We start from the raw sequence: 5,669 nt of genomic DNA on the forward strand, positions 1-5,669 counted from the left end.
ATGGGGCTCACCGAGTTCTCGATGCACCCGAGCCAGTTGCTCGTCGTGAAGCAGGAGATCCTGCGCGCGCACCTGAAGGCGCTCGAGAAGCCGACGGCCGACGTGCTGGCCGCGTTCGAGCCGGAGGAAGTGCAGGCGGCGCTGCAGCGGCTGGCGGTCGCCGAGCCGCGGGCGGACGCGGCCGCGTAGGCGTTTTCGGCGTCGCTAACTGTAGCGAAGTGTCACGCATGGGCCGTTTGGCGCATGCCCGTCGCGCGTCAGTGCCGGTCCCCGCATACGGGGCAGTCGGCCTGGCGCGCGATTTTCATCGTCGTCCATTCCATCCGCAGCGAATCGAGCATCATCAGCCGCCCGTTGAGCGTCTTGCCGATGCCGCCGATCACGCGCAGCGCCTCGGCCGCCTGCATCGCGCCGATGATCCCGACGGTGGGCGCGAACACGCCCATCGTCGAGCACGCGACTTCCTCGAACGGCTGGTCTTCCGGAAACACGCACGCATAGCAGGGCGCGGCCGCGTCGCGGAAGTCGAACGTGCTGATCTGGCCGTCGAAGCGCAGCGCGGCGCCCGACACGAGCGGCACGCCGTGCGCGACGCACGCGCGGTTGATCGCATGCCGCGTCGCGAAGTTGTCGGTGCAGTCGAGCACGACGCTCGCGTGCGGCACGTGTGCGTCGAGCCACGCGTCGTCGACGCGTTCCGCGACCGCGTTCACCGTCACCTCGGGGTTCAGCTGCGCGAGCGTGTCGCGTCCCGATTCGACCTTGCTGCGGCCGACCGATGCCGTCACGTGCAGGATCTGCCGCTGCAGGTTCGTGAGGTCGACCGTATCGGCGTCGACGAGCGTGAGCGTGCCGACCCCCGACGCCGCGAGATACATCGCGGCCGGCGAGCCGAGGCCGCCCGCGCCGACGACGATCGCATGCGCGTCGAGAAAGCGCTGCTGCGCCTCGATGCCGATCTCGTCGACGAGGATGTGGCGGGAGTAGCGAAGGAGTTGATCGTCGTTCATGGGGAGTCGTGAGCGAGGCGGGCGGACGTTCGTTATTTTAGGCGCGCATGAAAAACGGGCCATCGCGGTCTTCCCGCGATGGCCCGTTGGATGCCGGCTGGCGCTTACTTTGGCGCGGATGCCGGCTTCGGTGCGGAAGCCGGCTTCGCGGCGCTGGCGCCCGATGCCTTCGCGGCTGCCTTGGCGGCCGGGCTCTTCGCCGTGCTCTCGGCGAGCAGCGACTTCGATTCCTGGACCGGCTTGCCTTCGAGCTTGTTGAGCGCCTGCTGCATCATGAAGTCGTCGGCGCTGCCGAACTCGATCGGCTTGCGATCGCGATCCTTCTGGCGCTGCTCCGGCGTCTTCTTGTCGTTCTGCTCTTCGAGAACGCGCAGCTGATCCATCCGGCGCTGCTCGCGCTCTTCCTGTTCCTTCTTCTCGTTCGGATCCTGCGTGTTCGCGAGGTGGTTCGTGTAGTCGACCTCGCGCGTCACGAGCACGTCGTCCGGATCGCCGTCCGCGTACTGATCGACCGGCACGTCCGGCGTGATGCCCTTGTTCTGGATCGAACGGCCGCTCGGCGTGTAGTAGTACGCGGTGGTCAGGCGCAGCGCGGTGTCGGCCGTCATCGGGCGGACCGTCTGCACCGAACCCTTGCCGAACGTCGTCTTGCCCATGATCTGTGCGCGCTTCGAATCCTGCAACGCACCGGCGACGATTTCCGACGCGGACGCCGAATATGCGTTCGTCAGCACGATCATCGGCACGGTCTTGAAGACCGGCGGCAGGTTCTTCAGCGGATCGCCGTCGAAGGACGGCAGGCGATAGTTGTCGTACGTATCGCGGTAGACCTGCTTCGAATCGGGGATCTGGCCGTTGGTCGACACGACGACCGAGTCGGGCGGCAGGAACGCGCCGGCCACGCCGACCGCGCTCTGCAGCAGGCCGCCGCCGTTGTTGCGCAGGTCGAGGATGAGGCCCTTCAGGTTCGGCTGCTGGCGCGCGATGTCCTGCAGCTTCTGCGCGAGATCGGGCGTCGTGCGCTCCTGGAAGCTCGTGATGCGGACATACGCGTAGCCCGGGTCGAGCATCTTCATCTTCACGCTCTGGACCTTGATGATCGCGCGCGTGACCGTGACCGGGAACGTGCGGTCGTCGCTCTTGCGGAAGATCGTCAGCGTGACCTTGGTGCCCGGCTCGCCGCGCATCTGCTTGACGGCCTTGTCGAGCGTCATGCCGCGCACCGGCTTGTCGTTGATGCGCGTGATCAGGTCGCCCGGACGGATGCCGGCGCGGAACGCGGGGGTGTCCTCGATCGGCGAGATCACCTTGACGAGGCCGTCTTCCTGCGAGATCTCGATGCCGAGGCCCGCGAAGCGGCCCTTCGTCTGCTCCTGCAGTTCGTCATAGTCGGTCTTGTCGAGGAACGACGAGTGCGGATCGAGGCTCGACACCATGCCCTTGATCGCCGCCGTCAGCAGCTTCTTGTCGTCGACCGGTTCGACGTACTCGCGCTTGATCTGCCCGAATACTTCCGCGAACAGGCGGAGCTGGTCGAGGGGAAGCGGCGCCGTGGCGGTCTGCTCGGCCGATGCGGAAACCTGCAGCGTGGCGAACACGCCCGTGGCGAGGCCCGCGGCAATCAGGCCGATGTTCTTCAAATTCATTCGCATAGAGAGTCTGGTGCGGTCGGGAAGCGCGTGGCGGTAGCGGGGATGTAGCGGACAAGTATAACTGTTCGTCCGATAACTCAGTGGAACGGCGCGAAAAGCGTCGAAAAGGCCGCAGAGGCCCCGGCGGGGCACCGCCAGGCGCGCTGCGGGGTTCGAAAGCGGGTTCGACCGCAGCGGGGCCGGGAAGGTTCGCGCGGCGTGCGGGCCGGGGCCCGGCACGCCGCGCCGGAACGCGGCCTGCTCGCCGCGCCGGGCGTCAGCCCGCCTTGCCCTGCTTCGCGACGGCGGCCTGCGCCTGCGCGATCGCGTCCTGGTCGCCGAGGTAATAGTGCTTGATCGGCTTCAGGTTCTCGTCGAGTTCATACACGAGCGGTACGCCGTTCGGGATGTTCAGGCCGACGATGTCGCTGTCCGAGATGCCGTCGAGGTACTTGATCAGCGCGCGCAGCGAGTTGCCGTGCGCGGCGATCAGCACCTGCTTGCCGGCGCGCACCGCCGGCGCGATCGACTCGTTCCACAGCGGCAGCACGCGCGCGACCGTGTCCTTCAGGCACTCGGTGAGCGGCAGTTGCTCGCGCGGCACCTTCGCGTAGCGCGGGTCGTTGAACGGCGCGCGCTCGTCGGTCGGCTCGAGCGCGGGCGGCGGCGTGTCGTAGCTGCGGCGCCACACGAGCACCTGCTCGTCGCCGAACTTCGCGGCCGTTTCCGCCTTGTTCAGGCCCGACAGCGCGCCGTAGTGGCGCTCGTTCAGGCGCCACGAGTGGACGACCGGCAGGTACATCAGGTCCATCTTGTCCTGCACGTGCCACAGCGTGCGGATCGCGCGCTTGAGCACCGACGTGTACGCGATGTCGAACGTGTAGCCGGCCTCCTTGAGCAGTTCGCCGGCCTGGTAGGCCTCGTTGCGACCCTGTTCGGTCAGGTCGACGTCGACCCAGCCGGTGAAGCGGTTTTCCTTGTTCCACGTCGATTCGCCGTGGCGGATGAGAACGAGTTTGTACATGGATCTTGCGGTCGGTAGTGATGGGAAGCGGGGCGCGCCGCACGGGACCGAACCGGGGCCCGACATCGCGCAAGACGGTTATTTTATAATGGCGGGATTGTCCTCATCCGATTTCTCTTTTTCCGGCGGCATTCCGTGACGTTCTTTACCAATTACACGAACCTGGCCCTTATCGCGATCCTGCTGGTTTCCGGCGGCCTGCTGGCATGGCCGGCCCTGCGCCGCGGCCGCGGCGGGCTGTCGGCTGCGGAAGCGACGCAGCTCATCAATCGCCGCAACGCGGTCGTGATCGACCTGCGTGCCGCCGCCGATTTCGCCGCCGGCCACCTGCCGTCGGCGCGCCAGGTCGCGGCGGGCGAGATCGGCGCGAAAATTGCGCAGGTCGCGAAGAACAAGAGCACCCCGGTGCTGCTCGTCTGCCAGAATGGCCAGCAGTCGCAGAAGGCGGCGCGCGAGGTCGAGGCGGCGGGCTACGCCGAGGTGCACGTGCTCGAAGGCGGCGTGGCCGCCTGGCAGCAGGCCGGGATGCCGGTCGTCAAACAAGGAGTGGCGAAGTGAACAAGGTTTTGATGTACAGCACGCAGGTGTGTCCGTATTGCATGCAGGCCGAGCGCCTGCTGAAGCTGCGCGGCGTCGAGCAGATCGAAAAGGTGCTGATCGATCGCGATCCGGCCCGCCGCGAGGAAATGATGACGCGCACGGGGCGCCGCACGGTGCCGCAGATCTATATCGGCGACACGCACGTCGGCGGCTACGACGATCTGTCGAAGCTCGACCGCGAAGGCGGCCTCGTGCCGCTTCTGCAAGCGGCCTGATTAGGGCAGAATGGCCGCCGGCCGCGCCGCGGGTCGGGCGCGCAGGATTCATCCGTGGCGGCCGGCGAACAGCCGGACCGCCCCGTCACCACTTTTAGGGAAACACCATGTCCGACGTCGAAAACCAACCGTTCTTCAACATCCAGCGCGTCTACCTGAAGGATATGTCGCTCGAGCAGCCGAATTCGCCGGCGATCTTCCTCGAGCAGGACATGCCGTCGGTTGAAGTCGAAGTCGACGTCAAGGCCGACCGTCTCGCGGAAAGCGTGTTCGAAGTCGTCGTGTCGGGTACCGTCACCGCGAAGGTGAAGGACAAGGTCGCATTCCTGATCGAAGCGAAGCAGGCTGGCATTTTCGACATCCGCAACATTCCGGACGAACAGCTCGATCCGCTCGTCGGCATCGCATGCCCGACGATCCTGTTCCCGTACCTGCGCTCGAACATCGCCGACGCGATCACGCGCGCCGGCTTCCCGCCGATCCACCTCGCGGAAATCAACTTCCAGGCGCTGTACGAGCAGCGTCTCGCGCAGCTTCAGCAGCAAGCCGGCGCCGCAGCAGGCGCACCGAACGGCGCGCCGAATGGCACGACGCTGAACTGACGTTTCACTCCGGACCGGTGCTGGGTATGAAAGTAGCCGTTCTCGGCGCCGGTGCCTGGGGCACCGCGCTCGCGGGCCATCTGGCCGCGCGGCACGATACGCTTCTGTGGGCGCGCGACGCCGCGCTCATCGCCGGGCTGCAGGCCCGGCACGAAAATTCCCGCTATCTGGACGGCATCGCGCTGCCTGACGCGCTGCGCTACGACGCCGATCTCGGCGCCGCGCTCGCGCATGGCGCCGCGGACGACGCGCTGTGCGTGATCGCCGCGCCGGTGGCCGGGCTGCGCACGCTGTGTCACGCGATGCGCGACGCGGGCTATGTGCCCGCGCACGTCGTCTGGGTCTGCAAGGGCTTCGAGGCCGACACGCATCTGCTGCCGCATCAGGTGATCGCGGCCGAACTGCCCGAACAGCAGAGCAACGGCGTGCTGTCGGGCCCGAGCTTCGCGCGCGAGGTCGGACAGTCGTTGCCCGTCGCATTGACGGTGGCCAGCGCGTCGGCCGAATGCCGCGAGCGCACGCTCGCCGCGTTCCATCACGGCGCGATGCGGATCTATACGGGCGACGACGTGGTCGGCGTCGAGGTC

Annotated in this window: 7 protein-coding genes and 1 pseudogene; 5 read left to right on the plus strand and 3 right to left on the minus strand. The window is 67.1% G+C overall.

Features of this window, described 5'->3' with window-relative positions:
* Positions 1-189 (plus strand): annotated as a pseudogene (locus JMF90_RS21530) (phosphoenolpyruvate--protein phosphotransferase); the annotation flags it as partial.
* A 68-nt stretch (positions 190-257) separates the two neighbouring features.
* Here JMF90_RS21530 and JMF90_RS21535 read toward each other — a convergent pair.
* From JMF90_RS21535 to gpmA, 3 genes are all read right to left on the minus strand, one after another.
* Complete coding sequence (locus tag JMF90_RS21535; RefSeq protein ID WP_054928065.1) at positions 258-1,010, minus strand: molybdopterin-synthase adenylyltransferase MoeB; 753 nt, start codon at positions 1,008-1,010, stop codon at positions 258-260.
* Positions 1,011-1,114: 104 nt separating this feature from the next.
* Positions 1,115-2,662, minus strand: a complete 1,548-nt coding sequence (locus JMF90_RS21540) for a S41 family peptidase (protein ID WP_011546283.1) — start codon at positions 2,660-2,662, stop codon at positions 1,115-1,117.
* A gap of 256 nt (positions 2,663-2,918) precedes the next feature.
* A complete protein-coding gene (gene gpmA / locus JMF90_RS21545) occupies positions 2,919-3,665 on the minus strand; it encodes a 2,3-diphosphoglycerate-dependent phosphoglycerate mutase (RefSeq protein WP_012329275.1) in 747 nt (248 codons plus the stop codon).
* A gap of 135 nt (positions 3,666-3,800) precedes the next feature.
* Between gpmA and JMF90_RS21555 the strand changes: the two genes are divergently transcribed.
* The 4 genes from JMF90_RS21555 to JMF90_RS21570 all read left to right on the plus strand — a co-directional run.
* Positions 3,801-4,223 (plus strand): rhodanese-like domain-containing protein, encoded by a 423-nt coding sequence (locus JMF90_RS21555; protein WP_006477721.1) that lies wholly within the window; start codon positions 3,801-3,803, stop codon positions 4,221-4,223.
* Positions 4,220-4,480, plus strand: coding sequence for a glutaredoxin 3 (gene grxC / locus JMF90_RS21560; RefSeq protein WP_006477722.1), 261 nt, complete (start codon positions 4,220-4,222; stop codon positions 4,478-4,480). Before JMF90_RS21555 ends, grxC begins: the two co-directional genes overlap by 4 nt.
* 107 nt (positions 4,481-4,587) lie before the next feature.
* Positions 4,588-5,082 (plus strand): protein-export chaperone SecB, encoded by a 495-nt coding sequence (gene secB, locus JMF90_RS21565; protein ID WP_006477723.1) that lies wholly within the window; start codon positions 4,588-4,590, stop codon positions 5,080-5,082.
* 26 nt (positions 5,083-5,108) lie between these two features.
* The coding region (locus JMF90_RS21570) for an NAD(P)H-dependent glycerol-3-phosphate dehydrogenase (RefSeq protein WP_201325411.1) at positions 5,109-5,669 on the plus strand (561 nt) is incomplete at its 3' end.

The organism is Burkholderia sp. E168m23 (genome assembly GCF_016586125.1).
GTDB classification, from domain to species: Bacteria; Pseudomonadota; Gammaproteobacteria; order Burkholderiales; family Burkholderiaceae; genus Burkholderia; species Burkholderia orbicola.